We start from the raw sequence: 18802 nt of genomic DNA, 5'->3' as shown, positions 1-18802 counted from the left end.
GGTGCGGACGGCGGCTCAGCCGGCGTCGGAGAGTTCCTTGGGCAGCTGCTGACGGCCCTTCACCCCGAGCTTGCGGAACACGTTGGTGAGGTGCTGTTCCACCGTGCTGGAGGTGACGAACAGCTGGCTGGCGATCTCCTTGTTGGTGCGCCCGACCGCGGCGTGCGACGCCACCCGCCGCTCCGCCTCGGTCAGCGATGTGATCCGCTGCGCCGGCGTCACGTCCTGGGTGCCGTCCGCGTCCGAGGACTCCCCACCGAGCCGCCGGAGGAGCGGCACGGCTCCGCACTGGGTCGCGAGGTGCCGTGCGCGGCGGAACAGTCCCCGCGCACGGCTGTGCCGCCGGAGCATGCCGCACGCCTCGCCCATGTCGGCGAGGACGCGGGCCAGCTCGTACTGGTCGCGGCACATGATGAGCAGATCGGCGGCCTCGTCGAGCAGTTCGATCCGCTTGGCCGGCGGACTGTAGGCCGCCTGCACCCGCAGCGTCATCACCCGCGCCCGGGACCCCATCGGCCGGGACAGCTGCTCGGAGATGAGCCTCAGCCCCTCGTCACGGCCGCGGCCGAGCAGCAGAAGCGCTTCGGCGGCGTCGACCCGCCACAGGGTCAGGCCCGGCACGTCGACGGACCAGCGTCGCATCCGCTCCCCGCAGTCCCGGAACGCGTTGTACGCCGCCCGGTACCGCCCGGCCGCGAGATGGTGTTGCCCACGGGCCCAGACCATGTGCAGTCCGAAGAGGCTGTCCGAGGTCTCCTCCGGCAACGGCTCGGCGAGCCACCGCTCCGCCCGGTCGAGGTCGCCCAGTCGGATCGCGGCGGCCACGGTGCTGCTCAGCGGCAGTGCGGCGGCCATCCCCCAGGAGGGCACGACCCGGGGGGCGAGCGCGGCCTCGCCGCACTCGACGGCGGCGGTCAGGTCGCCGCGGCGCAGCGCGGCCTCGGCGCGGAACCCCGCGCGGACCGCCTCGTCGGCCGGGGTCCGCATGTTGTCGTCACCGGCCAGCTTGTCGACCCAGGACTGGACGGCATCGGTGTCCTCGGCGTAGAGCAGGGCCAGCAACGCCATCATGGTCGTGGTCCGGTCCGTCGTGACCCGGGAGTGCTGGAGCACGTACTCGGCTTTGGCCTCGGCCTGTTCGGACCAGCCGCGCAGCGCGTTGCTCAGGGCCTTGTCGGCGACCGCGCGGTGCCGGACGGCTCCGGAGAACGAGGCGACCTCGTCCTCGGCCGGCGGATCGGCCGGACGCGGCGGATCGGCCGCGCCGGGATAGATCAGCGCGAGGGACAGGTCCGCGACGCGCAGGTGCGCCCGGCCCTGCTCGCTCTGGGCGGTGGAGCGCTGGGCCGCCAGGACCTCGGCGGCCTCGCCCGGCCGCCCGTCCATCGCCAGCCAGCAGGCGAGCGACACGGCGTGCTCGCTGGAGAGAAGCCTTTCCCGCGACGCGGTGAGCAGCTCGGGCACATGCCGGCCGGATCTGGCGGGATCGCAGAGCCGCTCGATGGCGGCGGTGTCGACGCGCAGTGCGGCGTGGACGGCGGGGTCGTCGGAGGCCCGGTAGGCGAACTCCAGGTAGGTGACGGCCTCGTCGAGCTCGCCGCGCAGGTGGTGCTCGCGTGCGGCCTCGGTGAACAGCCCGGCGACCTCGGCGCCGTGCACCCGGCCGGTACCCATCTGGTGGCGGGCGAGCACCTTGCTGGCCACGCCGCGGTCCCGCAGCAGTTCCAGCGCCAGCTCGTGCAGGCCACGCCGCTCGGCGGCGGAGAGGTCGTCGAGTACGACGGAGCGGGCCGCGGGGTGCGGGAACCGCCCTTCCCGCAACAGCCGCCCCTCGACCAGCTGTTCGTGGGCCTGCTCGACCGCCTCGGTGTCGAGGCCGGTCATCCGCTGGACGAGGGTGGGTTCGACACTCTCGCCGAGCACGGCGGAAGCTCGGGCGACGCTCAGCGCGGCCGGGCCGCAACGATAGAGCGACCCGAGGTAGGCGAGCCGGTACGCCCGCCCCGCGACCACTTCCAGGCGCCCTGAGGTCCGTGTCCGTGCCTCCCGGATGTCGTCGATCAGGCCGTGGCCGAGGAGCAGGTTGCCGCCGGTCGCCCGGAACGCCTGGGCCACCACGTCGTCGTGCGCGTCCTGGCCGAGGTGCCGGCGCACGAGTTCGGTGGTCTGCTCCTCGGTGAGCGGGCGCAGCGCGATCTCCTGGTAGTGGCGCAGACTCAGCAGTGCCGCCCGGAATTGGGAGTGGGCGGGCGTCGGCCGGAGCAGCTCGGTCAGCACGATGGCGACACGGGCCCGGCTGATGCGGCGCGCGAGGTGGAGCAGGCAGCGCAGCGACGGGGCGTCGGCGTGGTGCACGTCGTCGATGCCGATCAGTACGGGCCGCTCCGCGGCGAGCGTCAGCACCGTGCGGGTGAGTTCGGTCCCCAGGCGGTTGTCGACGTCGGCCGGCAGGTTTTCGCACGATGCCGTCAGCCGGACCAGTTCCGGTGTCCGGGCGGCCAGCTCGGGCTGGTCGAGGAGCTGGCCGAGCATGCCGTACGGCAGGGCCCGCTCCTCCATGGAGCACACCGCGCGAAGGGTGACGAAGCCGGCCTTGGCCGCGGCGGCGTCGAGGAGTTCGGTCTTGCCGCAGGCGATCGGTCCGGTGACGGCGGCGACGACGCCCCGCCCGCCCCCCGCTCGGGTGAGCGCCCGGTGGAGGGCACCGAACTCGTCATCGCGGGCGATCAGATCTGGGGGAGATAAGCGCGCTATCACGAATGGAACTACCTCGCGACCGTCGTGGAAACCCATAGGCATCACATGGCTTGTTGATCTGTACGGCTGTGATCCAGCCTGGCGGGATGCTGTGCTACAGACGGGAAGATGTGATCTCGGGCCGTGCCGTTCCGTCAGGAGCCGACCGCCCCCGGCGCCACCCGCCGTACCCCCTGGGCCACCAGCTCGGCGACCCGCTCCTGGTGGTCGACGAGGTAGAAGTGCCCGCCGGGGAAGACCTCCACCGTGGTCGGCGCGGTCGTGTGCCCGGCCCAGGCGTGGGCCTGCTCCACCGTCGTCTTCGGATCGTCGTCACCGATGCACACCGTGATCGGCGTCTCCAGCGGCGGCGCGGGCTCCCACCGGTACGTCTCCGCCGCGTAGTAGTCCGCCCGCAACGGCGCCAGGATCAGCGCGCGCATTTCGTCGTCGGCCATCACATCGGCGCTCGTCCCGCCCAGGCCGATGACCGCTGCCAGCAGCTCGTCGTCGGACGCGAGGTGGTCCTGGTCGGCGCGCGGCTGCGACGGCGCCCGCCGGCCCGAGACGATCAGGTGCGCCACCGGGAGCCGCTGGGCCAGCTCGAACGCGAGTGTCGCGCCCATGCTGTGGCCGAACAGCACCAGCGGCCGGTCCAGCCCCGGCTTCAACGCCTCGGCCACGAGGCCGGCGAGAACACGCAGGTCGCGCACCGCCTCCTCGTCGCGGCGGTCCTGGCGGCCGGGGTACTGCACGGCGTACACGTCCGCCACCGGGGCGAGCGCACGGGCCAGCGGAAGGTAGAACGTCGCCGATCCGCCGGCGTGGGGCAGCAGCACCACCCGTACCGGGGCCTCGGGCGTGGGGAAGAACTGCCGCAGCCAGAGTTCCGAGCTCACCGCACCCCCTCGGCCGCGGCCTGGGGAGCCCGGAACCGGGTGATCTCGGCCACGTGTTTCTCCCGCATCTCCGGGTCGGTCACGCCCCATCCCTCCTCCGGCGCCAGACAGAGGACGCCGACTTTGCCGTTGTGCACATTGCGATGCACATCGCGCACCGCCGACCCGACGTCGTCGAGCGGGTAGGTCACCGACAGCGTCGGGTGCACCATCCCCTTGCAGATCAGGCGGTTCGCCTCCCACGCCTCACGATAGTTCGCGAAGTGGGTACCGATGATCCGCTTCACGGACATCCACAGGTACCGATTGTCAAAGGCGTGCTCGTATCCCGAGGTTGACGCGCAGGTGACGATCGTGCCACCCCGACGTGTCACGTAGACGCTCGCGCCGAACGTCGCACGCCCCGGGTGCTCGAACACGATGTCGGGATCGTCACCGCCGGTCAGCTCCCGGATCCGCTTGCCGAAGCGCTTCCACTCGCTGGGATCCTGCCGGTCGTCGTCGGTCCAGAAGCGGTACCCCTCCGCGGCCCGGTTGATGACCAGCTCCGCGCCCTGGGCGCGGACCAGGTCGGCCTTGCGTTCGTCCGAGACGACGCAGACCGGGATGCCACCGCCGTTGAGGACGAGCTGGGTCGCGTACGAACCGAGCCCGCCCCCGGCTCCCCAGATCAGGACGACGTCGCCCTGCTTCATCCGGGCGCCGTTCCGGGACACCAGCTGCCGGTAGGCGGTCGAGTTCACCAGCCCGGAGCCGGCCGCCTCCTCCCAGGTCAGGTGCGCGGGCTTCGGCATCAGCTGGTTCGCCTTGACCAGGGCGATCTCGGCGAGGCCGCCGAAGTTCGTCTCGAAGCCCCATATCCGCTGCTCGGGGTCGAGCATCGCGTCGTCGTGACCGTGGGGCGTGTGCAGGTCGACGCTGAGGCAGTGCGCGACGACGCGGTCGCCGGGCTTCCAGTCCACCACGCCGTCGCCGGTGCGCAGGACGACACCGGCCAGGTCGGACCCGACCACGTGATAGGGCAGGTCGTGCCGCTTGGCCGCGGCGCCGGTCCGCCCGTACCGAGCGAGGAAGTGAAACGTGGGGATCGGCTCGAAGAGCGCGCTCCATACGGTGTTGTAGTTGATCGCACTGGCGAGCACGGCGACGAGCACCTCGCCGGGGGCCGGCTCGGGCGTCGGCACGTCGCGCACGTGCAGCGATTTCTCGGGGTGTTTCTCATGGGTCCGCAGACCTTCGAACATGTGTATTTCGTCAGCGAGTACCACGGCTCCCCGGTAACTCTCCGGAATCTTTAAGTTCCGGAAATCACCCTCTCCTGCGTCGCCGGACTCCAACGCCTGAAGAAGGTCACGCATTTTTGGTCCTCCGCTCCGAGATCGCAAATTAACTCTAGCCACGCCCATAACGCCACTCACACCCCTGGCCGGATACCCACCCCCTGACATCGCGGCTGGGGGGAAGATTCTCTTGAGAGCATTCATCAGTGGCTGTATCCTCTGGCCGCACTGAATGCATCGGCTGTCGCTCCCCCGGTGCCGATCCCCACCCACCACACCCCGCTGTCTCAGCCGATGAACCGCACGTTCGGGTGGAGCGGCGAGGGGCCGTCGAGCAGCGGCTGGTGGCGGCCGCGTAGATGCTGGTCGAAGAAGGCGGTGAGATAGGCCCGCCGGCTGGCGGCGAACCGCGCCGGGCCGACGGTGCCGATCATCCGGGATGTCAGTCCGTCCGGCAGTGCGAGCCGCTCGGCGAGGCCCGGGAGGACGGTCTGGTAGTCGGTGAACGAATTGTGCTCGGCCGCCTCCGTCCACAGATCGCGCTTCCAGTCCGTGGAGTTGCGCCACATCGCCCGCCATGACGGGGAATGCTCGTGGGTGTGCGGCAGCCTGCCGGACGGGACCGCGAGCCACGCCCCCATCTGGAGGAACGGCCGGTCCAGACCGGTGCGGGCGACCGGCAGCAGCAGTTCGGGGTCGGTCCAGTCGTAACCCAGCGGCCCGTCGAGGTTGGCCCCGGCGCGGATACGACGGTCCACACGCATCGCCTCCGCGGTCGTCATCCCGCCCAGCGAATGCCCGAACATGCCGGTGCGTGCGAGGTCCAGGACCTTCCCCAGACCCTGCGGCAGCGACCGCTTTCCGGCGTCGGGGTTGCCGCCGCGGGCGAGCACGGCCAGCTGGTCCAGGACGAACGGGATGTCGGCGACCCGGACCTCCAGCGCCGCCCTGGACCGTTCGGCGTCCGCCTCAATGGCGCCGAGACCGGGCGCGGGCTCGATCACGCGGCCGTCCGGGAACTCGACCGCATGCGCCTCGTGCACGGGGTCGACGGTGACCACGACATAGCCGTGGCTCGCCAGCTCCTCCACGGCGGTGGTGTCGAGCGTGCGCTCGTTGTACATGCCCGGCGAGTACAGCACCACGGGACGGGGCCCGCCTCCGGACGCCGCGGCCACTCCGACACGGGCATGGGTGCCGAACCCGGCCCAGTCGATGGCCCCCTGGTCGACCTCGAGGATGTTCGCCGCACCCGCCCCGAAGACCGCTGCCGCGCCCGGACGCATATAGGGCGCCCGGGGCCCGTCCTCCGCCGCGGCGCGATCGGCCGGGTACCAGACACTCACCATGAGCTCCCGGAACTGCCCGGCCGCGTCCCCCGCCCACCAGGGGCCGCGACGCGTCCGGTCCACCAGACGCAGTTCGGTGACGCCGAGCGCGCACGGGCCCGTGGGGCGCGGCAGTTCCAGCCGTACGGGCCCATCAGCGGCCGCCGGCGCGGCGGACGCACGCGCGGCCGGGCCCAGGACCGAGACGGCACCCACTACGGCTGAACCGGCCGCGCGGGCCAGCAAACGCCGCCGTGTCACAGACATGGCCGAAAGACCGGAAAAGCGGGAAGTGTTTGAGGAGTCACCAGCAGGTATGGATCGCATGGCACGATCCTGGTTGCGTCCTGGGCCCGAATCCATGGGGCCAGCCGGATGGTGTCCGACGCTCGCCTCGTCACGACCACGAGTTCGCCATCGGCGATCCGGCCACCTCGGACACCCACAGGCTCCACCCGGCCGCGGCGTCACCGCCAGCCGCCGGCCAGCCCCCACACGATCAGACCCCAGCCGCCCACCATCACCACGGCCACAATCGCCAGCCACAGATACACGACCGACGGCGGTGACCACGGCTCCGGGGGCTCCGGCTGCTCAACAGGGCAGCATTTCGAGCAGTGTGGGTCCTCAGGCATTCCCGCAGCATGACGCCCCACGGTGGAACGGGCGGCCCAGGAAGCGGCAGACCACCCGGATAGGTGAACGACCGTGTCCTGCGGGAAATCGCCGGCCTACGGGCCGCTGTCGAAGGCCGGCGAGCAGGCACCGCACACAGGCGAAGGCGAGCGGCTGAACCAGCCGAGCGCGAACGCCCCCACCCATGCCGGTGGGGGCGTTCTGCTGCCACAAACCCGCCGACTGGTTCAGCCGCCGCAGGTCGGGGGTTCCGGGCTGGTCTCGACCAGATAGATACTGGCCCGCCCCTGGTCGTCGCTCAGCAGCGGAACGGTGACGGTGTCGTGCGCCGTCCACGGGTAGCCGTTGGCGTCGAAGGTCCACTCCCCGGTCACCTTCGTCGCCAGCTCCGACAGCGCGACCCACCCGTACTGGTGCGACGGGACGCTGATCACCAGGCTGTTCCCGAGTGCCTCGCTCAGGTTGTACGTGACCCTGCCGGTGACGGTCGAGGTGACGCTCGCCTGGACCGGACTCGTCGCGCCGACGGTCGACTGGAAGGACACGCTCAGCTCGCTCGACCAGCCGGAGGTCGTCGTCAGCGAGAACGTCCACGGCACGGGTGCTTCGGTGCCGTTGTACCAGCCGGGCGAGACGCACTGCTTCGGCAGCGGCTCGGCCGGGGCCTGGGAACCCTTCGTCCAGGAGCAGGTCGCCGCCTTGGTCTGGCAGCGGTGGGACGCGTACGTCACGGCGGCGCTGAACGCGGCATCGGTGCCCGACGAGGGAATGCGCCACTGCTGCGCGGCGGTACCGTTGCACCCGTAGGTGTCGGTCCACGCGTCGTTGCTCTGGGAGGCCAGCACGACGTCGATGCACTTGTCGTCGCCGGCGTTGCGGATCATGAACGTGTCGTCGGCGCCGTTCACCGGCTGGAAGTACCAGCGCTGGCCGGACGATCCGGAGCACGGACGCTGTGTGAGCGGCAGGCCGGCCTGGACGCACTTGCCGCTGACGTCGTTGGCCAGGGTGAACGATCCGTCGGCCTGCAACCTGGCGGTCCACTTCTGGTGGTAACCAGGGGCGGAATTGGTGACGATGAACACGCCGTCCCCGGTGTTGCCGTTCTGGAGGTCGAGGTTGCGGCCACTGTTGACCGACGTGAACGTCAGTCCGGTCAGACCACCCGGATCGTCGACGGTCTCGGCCGCGTCGGCCTGGGCCGACAGGCCCAGCGTGACGGCGAGGACGGCGAAGAAGACGGCCACGGTCCGGGCTAAGGCCCCGTGTCCCAGTACTCTCATACAAACCCCCCAAATGATCGAAGTGCCGATGATGTCGGACTGCCTGCCAAGGTATCAACTCCACTGATTCCACGGGGAGTTCGCAGACGTCACTTCAGGATCTCGACGTACCCGTCGGATCCGTGCACACGGATCCGCTGCCCGTCCCGGATCAGCCGGGTGGCCCGCTCCACGCCCACGACGGCCGGCAAGCCGTACTCCCGGGCGATCACCGCGCCATGGGTCATCAGGCCGCCCACCTCCGTCACCAGGCCCGCGATGCCGACGAACAGCGGCGACCAGCTGGGGTCCGTGAAGGTCGTGACCAGGATGTCGCCCGCTTCGAGCTCGGCCTCCGCCATGTCGAGGATGACGCGGGCCCGTCCCTCGATGGTCCCGGCGGAAACCGGCAGGCCGATCAGGGCACCGGCCGGCACATCGTCGCGCCGGTACGCCCCGGTGACGGCCTCGCCATCCGAGGTGAGCACCCGGGGCGGGGTGAGCGCGTGGTACGAGCGGAACGCGTCCTTGCGCCGCTGGATGAGCTGGTGATCCACCTGGTGCGTGCGCACGACGTCGTGGAGCTCCTGGAAGGTGAGGTAGAAGATGTCCTCCCGCTCAGGCAGCACGTCGGCCCGCACGAGGCGCTCGGCCTCCGCGAGCAAGGCCCGCTTGTAGACGAAGTAGCGGCTGATGATGCCGTACTTGGGGTACTCCCGGTACCCGATGAAGGTCCGGACCCGGTCGATCATCCGCTTGGCCTCGTCGGCTTTCCGGTCCCCGTCCGGCAGGGCCCGCAAGCGTGACAGCACGTCCTGTTCCTTCTGCCGCGCCTTCTGCCGCCCTTGCTCGAAGTGCCGCTTCGCGGCGCCCGGTGCGAAGTTCCTGACGTTGTCGAGGATCACCGGCACGAGTGTGGTGGGGCACTCGCGCCAACGCGACCGCGTGATGTCGATCTCGCCGACGCAGCGCATGCCGTACCGGTCGAGGTAGACCTCGATGGCGTCGCGCGCTTCGGTCCCGCCCGCGAGCTTCGCCAGCTCGTCCAGGAAGGCGTCGTCCTCGACGTACTCGATGCCCCGCAGGAACGCCACCACCTCCGGGCGCGGGCGGATCACGTCCGCGACGTCGAGCAGCGCCAGTCCCATCTCCGACGTGACGTTGTCGGGGGCGGACAGCGTGAGCGTGTCGGCCGCGTTCTTCTCCCCCAGCCACTCCCCCAGCTTGTCGTTGAGCCACCACGTGGCCTCCATCCCCGCCATGATCGCCTTCAGGCTCAGCGGATCACCGAGGACTCGTTTGTGCTCCTCGAAGGCCTCCAGCAGGAAGTCGAACAGCGCCGGTCCGGTCTTCGTCCGGATGTCGCGCTCCAGGGCCGCGATGGACGCCTGGCTGCGCTCGATCAGCTCGGTGACGATGGCCGGATCGGTCTCGATCGGGGCGGAAGCGTTGCCGGCCGGCGGCCCGCCGGGATCCGCGTCCGGGAGCGACGGGACGAAATCGTCGCGGCCGAGGACGGTCTCCAGTGCGTCCCTGACCAGCGGATCGCCTCGCCCCATGACGTCCAGGAGGCCGGCCCGGCTCGCGGGCGAGGCCAGGCGCCGGGTGACGTCGACGAACAGCCTCCCGCCGGCCTCGTGCATCGGCACCATGGCCGTCAGCTGCCACATGGAGAGCCCCAGGGGCTTCATGGGGTCGGTCATCATCTGCTGATGACCGACGGAGACATAGACGTGATTCTCCTGGTCGCCGGTCTCGGGGAGGGGGAACAGCGTCGTGATCGGCCGGCTCTGAACGATTTGGAAGCCATCGTCGGTCAGGCACCATTCGATGTCCTGCGGGCGGCCGAAGTGCGCTTCGATCCGCCGCCCGAGCCGCACGAGCCGCACGGCCTGCGCATCCGTCAGCGCCGGCTGCTCCTGCCGCTGCGCGTCGATCGCCACTTCCCGCGTACCACCGGCCGGCAGGGCCTGCACGGCACGCTGTTTGGCGGCGATCGCCCTGGCGACGACTTCGCCGTCTCGCACCGTGAAGACGTCCGGGTTCACCAGGCCGGAGACCAGGGCCTCACCGAGGCCGAAGCCGGCGTCCACGGTGGCGACCTTCCGGTTGCCCGTGACGGGGTCGGCCGTGAACAGGATGCCGGAGGCGTGTGGGAAGACCATCTGCTGCACGACCACGGCCATGTGGACCGTACGGTGGTCGATGCCGTTGCGCTGGCGGTAGGTCACGGCCCGCTCGGTGAACAGCGAGGCCCAGCACCGGCTGATGTGCTGGAGGATCGCCGTCGGCCCCACGACGTTCAGGTACGTATCCTGCTGGCCGGCGAAGGAGGCCGTCGGCAGGTCCTCCGCCGTCGCGCTGGACCGGACGGCGTAGGCGGCTTGCTCGCCGTGCCGGGCGAGCGCGCGGCTGATCGCCGCCGCGAGCTCGCCCGGAATGGCAGTGCCTTCGATGGTCTCGCGCATCTGCGCGCTGAGCGTGCGGATCGCCTCCCGGTCGTCCGGGCTCAGCCGCGACAGCTGATCGAGCCGGTCGTCGATCGACGGCACGTCCGCCATGATCCGCCGGAAGGCGTCCGTCGTCACGCAGAAGCCACCCGGCACGCGGACGCCGTCGACCCGCGACAGCCCGCCCAGGTGCGCGCCCTTGCCGCCGACGACCGCGACCCGCGTCTCGTCGACATCTTCGAGATCCACCACGTACTGCTCGAGGACATCACCGCGTCCCCCATACGTCGACAACAACACACACCTCGTGCCTCCCCATGCCCCCAGGTCGGGGCATCGGCCGACGATTCTGCGCCGTGACCCGGGTCTTGCGGCAAGCCCCCCAGTGCGCTATACGTTGAGAGTGGCAAGGAGCAAGTTCTCCTTGCCTTTGTCTTTTGCCTACCCCCCGCTCGGCGCAAGGGCTGTCACAGGGCGCGCAGGACACGGATCCTGTCGGCGCGGGAGCGTTGCGCGATATCGGCGGTGGGATCGATGCGGTCGAAACCGTGCGGACAGCCCGGGTGCACATGCAGTTCGGCGGAGACCCCGGCGCCGGTGAGGCGGCGGGCGTGGTCGAGGCACTCGTCGCGGAAGATGTCCAGCTCTCCCACCTCGATGTAGGCGGCGGGGAGACCGGTCAGGCTCTCGGCGCGGGCGGGGGCCGCGGTGGGGGGTACGTCAGGGGTGCCGATGGTGTCGCCCAGCAGGGCGTGCCAGCCGGTGTGGTTGTTGTCGTAGTTCCAGCCGACGAAGGGTTCCAGGACGGGGTCGGGATGGGTATTGCGGTCGTCGAGCATCGGATAGATGAGGATCTGCCGTGCCAGCGGCAGGCCGCGGACCCGGGCGAGCAGGGCTGTCGCGGCGGCCAGCCCGCCGCCGGCGCTGTCGCCCATGACGGCGATGCGCGCCGGGTCGACTCCGAGCTCTGCCGCGTGCTGGGCGAGCCAAGCCAGTCCCGCCCAGCAGTCTTCCACCGGTGCGGGATGGGGGTGTTCGGGGGCGCGCCGGTAGTCCACGGCCAGCATCGGCACCTGGCTGTCGGCGGTGTACTGCGCCACCACACGGTCGAACAACCGCACAGAACCCAGGATCATCCCGCCGCCGTGCAGGTAGAGGACCGCGGGACCGGTGGGTTCGGGTGCCTCGGTGTCATGGGGCGGGGTGTACCAGCGCAGCAGTACCTGCTGTCCGTCGTAGGACGTGGCGATGAAGTCCTGGCGGCTCACGGTCGCGGATTCGGGCAGGGTGGCTTCCATGGCCGCGAGGGCTTTCTCCCCGTCGGCGCGCAGTTGCCGCCAGTCGTCGCGGGCCGCGGGCTTCGGTGCGCCGACGGCCGCTGACCGCACGGCGCGGGCGAGGTCGGGGTGGAGTGCGAAACTCATGTTGATCTCCTCAGGGTTGTGAGCCGCGCCGGCGTGACGGACGCGTGTGGCGGCTCCCCCGGGGGCACTGAGCATCAACGGTTCTCCACCGCGGGCGGCGCTTGCATCGTATCGCCGCGCACTTCCCGGCAGGCAACGGCGCCCAGCGAGAGAACAGGCAGCGCGATGCGCCCCGGGTGAGGCAGCCCGCATGGCGCTGCCTGGCCCGGGGCGCGGGCGGTTCACGGGTCAGGGCTCTGCCGTCGACGGGCAGCAGCACGCCGTGAATGTAGGACGCCTCGTCGCCGGCGAGGAAGACCACGGCGTCGGCGGCCTCCGCCGCGGTGCCGGGACGTCGGGCGGGGTAGCTGCTCATGGCCCCGGGGCTGGTGATGTCCAGGGCGACACGGTGCATAGGGGTCACGTCCTCGCCTCGTCGACGCAGTTCGCCGACCGTGTCGCGGCCGAGCATGCCGCCGGCGCCGGTGACCAGCCACCTCACGCGCGTCCCTGACGGATGCGGCGCTTGAGCGGCTCCCACCAGTCACGGTTGTCGCGATACCAGGGGACGGTGCGGGCGAGCCCGTCGGCGAAGCCGTGCCGCGGCCGGTAGCCGAGTTAAGCAGCAGACCGGTCAACTCCTTGTTGCTCAGTTCGGTGCCGCCTCCGATGTTGTAGACCTCCCCGGGACGGCCCCCGGTCCGCACCAGCTCGATGCCCTGGCAGTGGTCCGCGACGTGCGGCCAGTCGGTGCGCGCTGGGCACGCAGGGCGCCGGGGCGACCTGGCCGATCAGCGAGGACTCGATCCGCGCGCCCTCCGCCACCACCCGCCCTACGGTCTGCGACGCCTCGTCGACCTCGCCGTCGATGCGTCAGGCCACGCCGGCCGGCGCCGGTGCCATGGTATGTGCGGTTCGGGTGATGAGGTCGGCGGACTGGTCGATCTCCGCGGACGGCCCAACCGCCGGGCGAGCCCCGTCCCGGCCGCGCCCGGCCCAGCGGCCGAGGGGGCGGAGCAGCGGCGGCGGTTGGCCGCGCGGTTACCTGGCGTGCGGGTCGGAGGCGTTGAGTGTCCGGACGACCTGGTCGTAGTCGCCGCGTGCCTCGCCGTGGCGCAGGAACTTCACCCGCTCGACCTGGATCTCCTTGGCCTCGGGCTCGGCCTCCAGCAGTGCCATGACCTCCGCCACGAACTCATCCAGCGGCATGGCCAGCTCATTCTCCTCCTGGCCGGGCAGCAGTTCGGTGCGTACGGACGGCGGCACGAGCTCCACCACCTTGACGCTGGTGTCGGTCAGCTGTAGCCGGATCGACTCACTGAGCATGTGGATCGCGGCCTTCGAAGCGTTGTAGCTGGGGGTGACCTTGAGCGGAGCGAACGCCAGGCCCGAGGAGACGGTGACGATCGTGGCGTCCCGCTGTGCCCGCAGGTGCTCGATGAACGCGGCGATGAGCCGGATCGGGCCGAGTACGTTGGTGGTCACCACGGATTCGGCGGAGGCCAGGAAGGACTCGGGCTGGTGCCAGTCCTCGATGTGCATGATCCCGGCCATCGTGACCAGGACATTGAGGTCCGGGTACCGGTTCAGCACCTCTTCGGCGGCGGCGGTGATGCTCGCGGGGTCCGCGGTGTCGATCCGGACGGTGCCGATACCGGGGTGCTCGGCGGCGATCTTCTCGAGCAGCTCGGCTCGGCGCCCTCCGATGATGACGGTGTTCCCCTTGGCCCGCAGTTCGAGGGCGAGGGCGAGACCGATGCCGCTGGTGGAACCGGGGATGAAGATGGTGTTGCCGGAGATGTCCATGGCATTTTTCCTTATGGATCTGGGATGTGTCGGGCGGGCTGCGCCCAGGTTCACCGGGAAGCCGGTGGTCCCTTCCCACCATGAGCCCGCCCGTCACGGACAACCAGGGGGTCCTTCGCCCAGGGGCTGAGAACCCCTGGCTCGGACCGGCCACCGCTCGCAGACTGACATCATGGTTCGGCGTGGCGAGAGCGACGTGTGCTCCGGGAGACCCGCCGCCCGCGCAACGGCACTGGCCGCGGGCGGGGGACGTTGCCGAGGTCGCGTCCGACGCCGCACAGCGGAGGGTGGCAGCCTGTTCCGTACCCTTGCGGCATGCGCATGCGCCCCACTGTGAACTGGACCCCCACCGAGGACCTGCCGCCGGGCAGCACCGATCCGGAGCCGGTCGCCGATGCCCTGAGCGCCGGCGGTGTGCTGGTGCTCAGCGGGGCGGGCCTGTCCACGGAGTCCGGCATCCCCGACTACCGGGGCGAGGGCGGGAGCCTGAGCCGGCACACCCCGATGACCTACCAGGAGTTCACAGCGAACGTCCAGGCCCGGCGTCGGTACTGGGCGCGCAGCCACCTCGGCTGGCGCACCTTCGGCCGCGCCCGCCCCAACGCCGGGCACCGGGCCGTGGCCGCGTTCGCGCGGCACGGCCTGCTCTCGGGTGTGATCACGCAGAACGTCGACGGCCTGCACCAGGCCGCCGGCAGCGAGGACGTGGTGGAACTCCACGGAAGCCTGGACCGGGTCGTCTGCCTCTCCTGCGGCGCCTTCAGCCCGCGCCGCGAACTCGCCCGGCGGCTGGAGGAGGCCAATGTGGGCTTCGAACCGGTGGCTGCCGGAATCAACCCGGACGGTGACGCCGACCTCACCGACGAACAGGTCGGGGACTTCCGCGTGGTGCCCTGCACGGTCTGTGGCGGCATCCTCAAACCGGACGTGGTGTTCTTCGGCGAGGCCGTTCCGCCGGCTCGGGTCGAGCACTGCCGCACACTGGTCCGTGAGGCGTCCTCGCTCCTGGTCCTGGGCTCCTCACTGACGGTGATGTCCGGGCTCCGGTTCGTCCGCCAGGCGGCCCAGGCCGGGAAACCGGTGCTGATCGTCAACCTGGACCCCACCCGGGGCGACCGGCACGCCGTCACCCGGGTCGCGCTCCCGCTGGGAACGACCCTCACCGCCGTGGCCGGCCGGCTGGGCATCCCCGGGCCGGCCCAGGCGTGAGGCGGCTCGGTGCGGTGACCACCCTCCGGCTGAGCCGGTGGCCCCGAGCCGCGAAGCGTCAACCGCTGTCCGGCACCCGCCGAGCGGGCTGCCGCTCTTCGGCGCGGAGCCGGTACACCACACTCCGGCGCAGCGGTCCGTCGGGCACGCTCGGGTCGTCGAAGTCGTCGGCTGGATCGCGGGTCATGCCGATACGGCGCATCACTGCCCGCGAACGCAGGTTGGTGGCCGTGGTCACCGCGAGGATCTCCGCCAGCCCGAGATGTTCGAAGCCGAAGGCCACCACGGCTCGGGCGGCCTCGGTGGCATAGCCGTGTCCCCACGCCGGGCGGGCCAGCCGCCAGCCGGCCTCCACCCCGGTGAACGGCATCCCTTCATCCACCGGATCGAGCCCGGTGAACCCGATGAACTCGCCGGTTGCCCTGACCTCCACCGCCCACCATCCCCAGCCTCGCCGGTCGAGGTCGGCTTGGAAACGGGCCGCGGATGCCGTGCTCTGCTCCCGGGTGAGGATGTCCGGGAAGTACTCCCGGACCCGCGGATCGGCATTCATGGCCGCCCACGGGTCAAGGTCGGACTTCCGCCAGCCGCGGAGCACAAGACGTTCGGTGTGCAGATCACGCATCACGCCAACCTAGCGCGCTGACGGACTCAACGCGCGCCCGCGGCCCCGGACGGCCTTGCGCCTTCTGGGACCGCGGGCGGCTGGTCCGGCGGGCGGCTCCGGCGGGCGGCGGGTTACGGCCGGTGCGGCACGTTCACACCGCGCCGTCGACGAACGCGGCCCGGATGCCGTCGACATCGGAGCCGAGCAGGCCCAGCGTCTGCGCTGTGCGCCCACCGGCTACGAAGTCCTGTCCGCACAGGGCTGTGCTCAGGGCGACGAACGAGTCGGTCAGGGGCAGGGAGAGTCCGATCTGCGCGGCCAGCGAACTCCAGATGACCAGCCCGAACGGGACGTCTTCGGTGAAGTACCGGTGCTTGACCGAGTCCGGTTCGGGGAATCCCTGACGGCCGTAGCCCTGCACGATGCGCTCGACGAAGCTGCCCTCGGTCACCCCGTAGGCGGTGTCGAGGAAGTCCCAGAAGCTGGCCGCCTTCACGCCGAGGGCGTCCGCCAGGGCGAGGCGTTCGCGGTCGAGGGCGTCGATGACCTCCGCGATGCGCGGTGTCACCAGGCTGTGCAGCGGGTGGCAGTCGGCGTCTTCGACCGTCTTGAAGTTCAGCACCGCCGGCGGCACATGGTAGATGGGGTTGCAGTTGTTCAGTCCGACGGTCAGCGTGTCCTCGCCCGGCACGTACCGGTCGCCGAAGTACGTCCGCAGGATGTCCAGAGCCCGGGGCGTGTCCGCACTGGGTACGGTGGCCAGCGGGACGGCGTGCTTGATCGCCCCGATGTAGACGTGCGCGGGGCGGCGCAGCCGGCATGTGTACAGGCTGGTCGGCGTCTCCGCGATGAGGCAGGGCTGCCGACCGGCGATGGCGAACATGCGCGCGAGCTCCACGCCGCTGCCGAGGACGCCCGGCTGGAACAGGACGAGCTGGTCCGGCGCGAGGACAGCGGCGAGTTCCTTGGACAGGTAGGCGTGCGCGAAGGCGGGGGCGGCGACGATGACCACCTCGGCGCCGCCGACGGCGTGCGTGAGGTCGGTCGTCAGCACGGAGGGGGTGCCGTGGCCCTCCACGTCTCCGGTCATGTCGATGCCGTCGTTGGCCTTGATCGGTTCAAGATCACGACCCCACCTGTCGAAGATCCGTACGTCGTGTCCCTTGAAGGACATGTGGCCGGCGATGGCCTGGCCGACGTTGCCTGCGCCGATGATGGCGATGCTGCCCATGGTGAGTGACTCTTTCCGTTCTGAAGTGGTGCGGGAGTGGGCTCGGCGGTGCCGAACCGTGCAAGGTGGCGGACTGTGCAAGGCGTTGAAGTGGTGGTGTCGCGACAGCCGTTCGCGGCTTCCTTTCGGTCATCGGGCGCCCGTTGTCCGGCGGGGAATCGCCGGGCGGGCGGCAGGGTGTCATCTGACGGGCACCCCTGGGCCGAGCGGAATGCCCAGGGCGTACCAGAGGGCGAAGAAGGACGACCACGAGACGAGTACGGCGAGAGCCACGGGAACCGTGAAGGACAGCATGGTGCCGATGCCCGCGCCCTTCCGGAACTGCTGGAGGAATCCCAGGGCCAGGACGAAGTAGGCGTTCATGGGGGTGGTGTTGGTGACCGAGTCGCCGATCATGAACGAGACCATCGCCGCCTGGGGGGACAGTCCGATGTACATCGTCAGGGGAACCACGACGGGGGCGAGGATGGACCACATCGCCGAACCGCTGCTGATGACGATGTTGAGTCCGCTGATGGCCAGGATGATCACGAGCAGGATGACGAGGTGGGGCGCGTCCAGGGATTTCAGGAGCCGGGCGCCCTCGACGGTGATCACATTGCTGATGCCGGTCCAGGTGAAGTAAGCGAGGAACTGCGCGACCACGAAGAACAGCACGATCACGGGTACGAAGGACTTCACCCCGTCGGCCATGGCGGAGGGGACGGACGACAGCGAGGGGATCGTGCCCACCTGCCTGCCGTAGACGATGCCGAGGATCGCGAACAGCAGGGAGATGAACACGGCGATGTTCACCACGACCACGGACTGGACGATGCTGCCGCCCTCGCCGCGGAACGGGGATCCGGGCAGCAGGAGCGCGGACACCGCCAGGACGTAGAGCAGGAGCACCGCGCCGGACCGTCTCATGGCGCGCTTCTCCACGGCGCTCAGCGTGACCGCGGAAGGGGCCTCGCCGGCCGGTCCGCTGGGCTGCGATGCCTCGGCTCGGGTGGTGTTGAAGAGCCTGTCGGCGGCCGCGTCGTCCTCGGGTGTCGGCACGAACTCGGGCCTTCGGGCCAGGAGGCGGTCGACCGTGAGGGCGATCACGGCGGCGAGGAACACCGATGAGACCGCGGTGAAGAAGTACGTGGCGACCGGAGTGATGACGTAGTCGGGGTCGACGGTGTGCGCGGCCTCGGCCGCCAGGGACGACCTGACCGCGTCGGCCGGTGTCACCAGCGGGCTGGCGTTGAAGCCGATGGCCGTCGACGCGTAGGCGACCATCAGACCGAGCACGGGGCTGCGGCCCACGGTCCGGAAGGCCAGCGCCCCCAGCGGGATCATCACGATGTAGGCCGAGTCGCTCATGACGTGCGCGATCATCGAGCTGAACGCGATGGAGAAGGTCAGCCACCGAACGGGCAGACGGCCGATCGTGACGCGAAGAAGCGCGGTGAGAAGGCCGCTCTTCTCGGTGACGCTGACTCCGAGCAGGACCACCACCACGACCGACAGCGGTGCGAACCCGGCGAAGTTGTCCAGTGCGGACTCCGCCGCGAACTTGGCCCCCTGAAGAGAGAGCAGGTTCTTCACCGCGACGGAGTCCCCTGTCGACGGCAGGGTGACGGACACGCCCGCCCCGGCCAGTACGGCACTGACCACACCCAGCAGTGCCACGAAGATCCAGAACAGCCAGAACGGATGGGGGAGCCTGTTTCCCGCCCGTTCCAGGGCGCTGAGCGCACGGAACAACCGATTCATGGAGCCGTCCGCGGTCGGACTGCTGCTTCGAAGTTGCGTCATCTGGGGCCTTATCGGGTCGACGGTGAACGCAGGCTGCGATGTGTGCTGCTCTGTCGGATACGCAAGGCCGGCCGCGGACGTCCGGCGCCGCGAAGGCCAGGCCGGTAAAGACCAGGCAGGTATGTGTCCGGGTCAGCAGCTGCTTGCGGGAGGGTTTCGCTTCCGTTCAG

Annotated in this window: 13 protein-coding genes and 2 pseudogenes; 1 reads left to right on the top strand and 14 read right to left on the bottom strand. The window is 70.4% G+C overall.

Features of this window, described 5'->3' with window-relative positions:
* Positions 1 to 15 precede the first annotated feature (15 nt).
* The 11 genes and pseudogenes from N6H00_RS38170 to N6H00_RS38120 all read right to left on the bottom strand — a co-directional run bounded on the left by N6H00_RS38170 (position 16) and on the right by N6H00_RS38120 (position 13800).
* Entirely contained in the window at positions 16 to 2757 is a 2742-nt protein-coding gene (locus N6H00_RS38170) for a helix-turn-helix transcriptional regulator (RefSeq protein WP_268976483.1), read from the bottom strand.
* A 134-nt stretch (positions 2758 to 2891) separates the two neighbouring features.
* Positions 2892 to 3635: a thioesterase II family protein gene (locus N6H00_RS38165; RefSeq protein ID WP_268976482.1), complete on the bottom strand. Its 744-nt coding sequence runs from the start codon at positions 3633 to 3635 to the stop codon at positions 2892 to 2894.
* A complete protein-coding gene (gene ccrA / locus N6H00_RS38160; RefSeq protein WP_268976481.1) occupies positions 3632 to 4993 on the bottom strand; it encodes a crotonyl-CoA carboxylase/reductase in 1362 nt (453 codons plus the stop codon). Before ccrA ends, N6H00_RS38165 begins: the two co-directional genes overlap by 4 nt.
* Positions 4994 to 5202: 209 nt before the next feature.
* On the bottom strand, positions 5203 to 6510 hold the full coding sequence (locus tag N6H00_RS38155) for an alpha/beta hydrolase family protein (protein WP_268976480.1): 1308 nt from the start codon (positions 6508 to 6510) through the stop codon (positions 5203 to 5205).
* A gap of 200 nt (positions 6511 to 6710) precedes the next feature.
* Positions 6711 to 6878: a hypothetical protein gene (locus N6H00_RS38150; RefSeq protein WP_268976479.1), complete on the bottom strand. Its 168-nt coding sequence runs from the start codon at positions 6876 to 6878 to the stop codon at positions 6711 to 6713.
* A gap of 228 nt (positions 6879 to 7106) precedes the next feature.
* Positions 7107 to 8126 carry an RICIN domain-containing protein gene (locus tag N6H00_RS38145; RefSeq protein WP_268976478.1) on the bottom strand — a complete coding sequence of 340 codons (1020 nt, stop codon included), beginning with the start codon at positions 8124 to 8126 and terminating at the stop codon, positions 7107 to 7109.
* A 125-nt stretch (positions 8127 to 8251) separates the two neighbouring features.
* Entirely contained in the window at positions 8252 to 10885 is a 2634-nt protein-coding gene (gene rph / locus N6H00_RS38140) for a rifamycin-inactivating phosphotransferase (RefSeq protein ID WP_268976477.1), read from the bottom strand.
* Between the two features lie 173 nt (positions 10886 to 11058).
* A complete protein-coding gene (locus N6H00_RS38135) occupies positions 11059 to 12015 on the bottom strand; it encodes an alpha/beta hydrolase (RefSeq protein WP_268976476.1) in 957 nt (318 codons plus the stop codon).
* 477 nt (positions 12016 to 12492) lie between these two features.
* Positions 12493 to 12743, bottom strand: a pseudogene (locus N6H00_RS38125) (dTDP-glucose 4,6-dehydratase); the annotation flags it as partial.
* 22 nt (positions 12744 to 12765) lie between these two features.
* A pseudogene (locus tag N6H00_RS40680) lies at positions 12766 to 12867 on the bottom strand (glucose-1-phosphate thymidylyltransferase); the annotation flags it as partial.
* Between the two features lie 168 nt (positions 12868 to 13035).
* A complete protein-coding gene (locus N6H00_RS38120) occupies positions 13036 to 13800 on the bottom strand; it encodes an SDR family oxidoreductase (RefSeq protein ID WP_268976474.1) in 765 nt (254 codons plus the stop codon).
* A gap of 315 nt (positions 13801 to 14115) precedes the next feature.
* Here N6H00_RS38120 and N6H00_RS38115 point away from each other — a divergent pair, with 315 nt between their 5' ends.
* A complete protein-coding gene (locus N6H00_RS38115) occupies positions 14116 to 15009 on the top strand; it encodes an NAD-dependent protein deacetylase (protein ID WP_268976473.1) in 894 nt (297 codons plus the stop codon).
* Between the two features lie 58 nt (positions 15010 to 15067).
* Here N6H00_RS38115 and N6H00_RS38110 read toward each other — a convergent pair whose 3' ends face one another.
* The 3 genes from N6H00_RS38110 to N6H00_RS38100 form a co-directional block, all read right to left on the bottom strand.
* Entirely contained in the window at positions 15068 to 15634 is a 567-nt protein-coding gene (locus tag N6H00_RS38110) for a GNAT family N-acetyltransferase (protein ID WP_268976472.1), read from the bottom strand.
* Positions 15635 to 15767: 133 nt separating this feature from the next.
* On the bottom strand, positions 15768 to 16847 hold the full coding sequence (locus tag N6H00_RS38105; protein ID WP_268976471.1) for an NAD/NADP octopine/nopaline dehydrogenase family protein: 1080 nt from the start codon (positions 16845 to 16847) through the stop codon (positions 15768 to 15770).
* A 180-nt stretch (positions 16848 to 17027) separates the two neighbouring features.
* Positions 17028 to 18632 carry an AbgT family transporter gene (locus N6H00_RS38100; protein ID WP_268976470.1) on the bottom strand — a complete coding sequence of 535 codons (1605 nt, stop codon included), beginning with the start codon at positions 18630 to 18632 and terminating at the stop codon, positions 17028 to 17030.
* Positions 18633 to 18802 lie beyond the last annotated feature (170 nt).

The organism is Streptomyces sp. S465, assembly GCF_026898115.1.
GTDB classification, from domain to species: domain Bacteria; phylum Actinomycetota; class Actinomycetes; order Streptomycetales; family Streptomycetaceae; genus Streptomyces; species Streptomyces luomodiensis.
Note: the sequence above shows the minus strand (reverse complement) of the source record. Positions and strands in the feature narration are given on the sequence as shown.